Source organism: Cognatiluteimonas telluris, assembly GCF_011320095.1.
GTDB classification, from domain to species: Bacteria; Pseudomonadota; Gammaproteobacteria; order Xanthomonadales; family Xanthomonadaceae; genus Cognatiluteimonas; species Cognatiluteimonas telluris.
In genome coordinates, this window is the sequence record NZ_JAANOY010000062.1 from 1 (window position 1) to 2871 (window position 2871).

General features: G+C 73.4%; 3 protein-coding genes. 2 read left to right on the top strand and 1 reads right to left on the bottom strand.

Annotation, left to right across the window (positions count from 1 at the left end):
• Both G7B67_RS12815 and G7B67_RS12820 read left to right on the top strand, forming a co-directional pair.
• Positions 1 to 946: heme biosynthesis protein HemY (locus G7B67_RS12815; protein WP_166213035.1), on the top strand; the 946-nt coding region annotated here is incomplete at its 5' end.
• Positions 947 to 951: 5 nt separating this feature from the next.
• Positions 952 to 1317, top strand: coding sequence for a hypothetical protein (locus tag G7B67_RS12820; protein WP_166213037.1), 366 nt, complete (start codon positions 952 to 954; stop codon positions 1315 to 1317).
• A gap of 7 nt (positions 1318 to 1324) precedes the next feature.
• On the opposite strand, the gene G7B67_RS12825 is transcribed toward G7B67_RS12820, so the two are convergent.
• On the bottom strand, positions 1325 to 2871 hold a 1547-nt coding region (locus G7B67_RS12825), incomplete at its 5' end, for a phosphomannomutase/phosphoglucomutase (RefSeq protein WP_166213039.1).

Below are 2871 nucleotides of genomic sequence, written 5' to 3' on the forward strand. Positions count from 1 at the left end.
CGACGACGGCCAGGTGCAGGGCGGCAGTGTCGAGGCCAGCGCGCGACTGGCGGCCGCCCGCGCCGCGGCGGCGCGTGGTGACCAGGCGGCGGCGCGCCACCAGCTCGATGCGCTCGGCGAGCGCCATGCCACCGCCCGTGCGATCGCGCTGGCCGAAGCCGCGCTGGCTGATGGGCGCCCGACCGATGCCCTGGTGGCGCTCGACGCACCAACCGCGCAGCCGCTGCCACCGCGTGGCCTGGCCCTGCGCGCGCACGCCTTCGCCGCCTCGGGCCAGTCGGCGCAGGCCTATGGCCTGCTAGGCGCGCTGCGCCAGCAGCAGGCGCTGCCGTCGGCCACGCTGGACGAACTGCAGGAACGCTGGGCGGCGGCGTCGCTTCGCGAAGCGCGCGATGCCAACGTGCTGGCCGAGCGTTGGGATGCGCTGCCCAAGGGCGGGCGCACCGACCCGGACGTGGTCCTGGCGTACGCCGACCGCGCCGCCGCCCTGCGCTGGGACGATGCCGCGGTGGGCGCGATCGAACAGGCCCTCGACGCGCGCTGGAGCGAGCCGCTCGCCGACGCCTACGGCCGCCTGCCGGTGGCGCGCCTGGAGGCCCGCCGCGCGCGCGCGGAGCGCTGGCTGCAGGGACATCCCGCGAGCCCGGCGTTGCTGCTCACGCTGGCCAGGCTGGCGCAGGCGCAGGGGCAATGGCCCCAGGCGGAGGACTACCTGCACCGTGCGATCGCCCAGGGCGCAGGCAGCGATGCCTGGGAAGCGCTCGGCCACGGCTACGCAGCGCTCGGCGATGAGCCACGTGCGCGTCTGTCCTACGCCAACGCCCTGCGCGCCGGTCGCGGCGAGCCGGTGGTCGACCTGCCCGGTCGCGACCTGCGCCAGCGCATCCATGCCGAGGCCGTCGCCGAGGAGCGGGACGAACACGGCACCCCGCGCCTGCCGCGCTGACGACGATGCTGCCGCGCTCGCTGGATCCGGGGCAGCTCGCGGGCGTGGAGGGGTTCCGCCACTACTTCCGCTATCCCCTGCGTGGCGACGACTTCCGGCCGCTGCGCGAGCACGCGCGGCTGCGCGGCTACTACGCGGCCAAGCCGCTGTACGGAAGGCTGACGCGCCGCGGCCGGGTCGATCGCGAGGCTGGCTTCGACGGCGAGGTGGCGGCGGTGTTCGTGCCCTCGCCGGCGCGCTCGCTGCGCCACGCGCAGCTGGTGCTGGCACGGATGGATCCGGGCCAGGTGCAGCGCCGCGACGGCAGGCGCAACTGGCCGGCGATCCACGCCGCCGCCGAGCGCGCGATCCTCGCCGCGCACCCGGCATGAGCCATCGCTAGAACGGCAGCGCCAGGCCCGGATCCACCGCCAGCAGTTGCTCGCGGAACGCGGCCTGGATGCGGTCGAGCGCGGACTGCGAATCGGCGTCGAAGCGCAGCACCAGCACCGGCGTGGTGTTGGAGGCGCGCACCAGGCCCCAGCCATCGGGCCAGTCGACGCGCAGGCCATCGATGGTGGAGTTGCGCGAGCCCTCGAACTTGGCCGCGGCGCGGAACTTCTCGACGAAGGCGTGCGGATCCCCGCCGGGGGCATCGACCTTGAGCTCCGGCGTCGACACGCCATTGGGCAGCGCATTGAGTTGTTCGGTGGGCGATTCCGGACGCGCGGCGACGATCTCCAGCAGCCGCGCCGCGGCATAGATGCCGTCGTCGAAGCCGTACCAGCGCTCGGCGAAGAAGAAGTGCCCGCTCATCTCGCCGGCCAGTTCGGCTTCGGTCTCGCGCATCTTCGCCTTAATCAGCGAATGCCCGGTCTTCCACATCAGCGGGCTGCCGCCGTGGCGCAGGATGTGGCCCGGCAGGCGACCGGTGCACTTGACGTCGTACACGATCACCGCGCCCGGATTGCGCTCGAGCACGTCGGCCGCGAACAGCATCAGCAGGCGATCGGGATAGATCGTGTCGCCGTTGCGGGTCACCACCCCCAGGCGGTCGCCGTCGCCGTCGAAGGCGATGCCCAGGTCCGCATCCAGGCGCTGCACCATCTGCACCAGGTCCTGCAGGTTCTTCGGCTCGCTCGGGTCGGGATGGTGGTTGGGGAAGTGGCCGTCGATGTCGCAGTACAGCGGGGTGACGTCGGCACCGATCGCCTCCAGCACCTTGGGCCCGAGCACGCCGGCCACGCCGTTGCCGGCATCGACCACGACCTTCAGCCGGCGGTCGATCTGCACGTCGGCGGCGATGCGGGAGACGTAATCGCCGGCGATGTCGCGCTGGGACAAGGTGCCTGGCGCGCTGGCGGTATGCAGCCGGTCCTCGGCAATGCGCGCGTACAGGTCGGTGATCGCCGCGCCCGACAGCGTCTCGCCACCGACCACGATCTTGAAGCCGTTGTAGTCGGGTGGATTGTGGCTGCCGGTGACGGCGATGCCGCAGCCGGTGCGCAGCTGGAAGCCGCCGAAGTAGACGACCGGCGTCGGCACCATGCCGATATCGACGACGTTGCGACCGGCCTTGCGCAGGCCCTGCACCAGCCCGGCCACGAGGTCCGGCCCGGACAGGCGGCCATCGCGGCCGACCACGATCTCGCCCTGGCCCTTCTCGAACATCAGCGTGCCGACGGCATGGCCGATCAGCTCGGCGACACCGGCATCCAGGGTCTGGCCGACGATGCCGCGGATGTCGTAGGCACGGAAGATGCCCTTGTCGATGCGCACCGGGGATGGGACCGCCGGGGCGGGCTTGGCCTCCACCGGCACCGGCGCGCCGGCCGTGGTCGCGGTGGCCGCACCCGCGGGCGCCTGTCGGATCGCCTGGGCCAGGGTCGGCGCGCCGCCCGCAGCCTCGTCGTCATCCCCCGCGGCACCGCCCCCGCGGCGCGCGG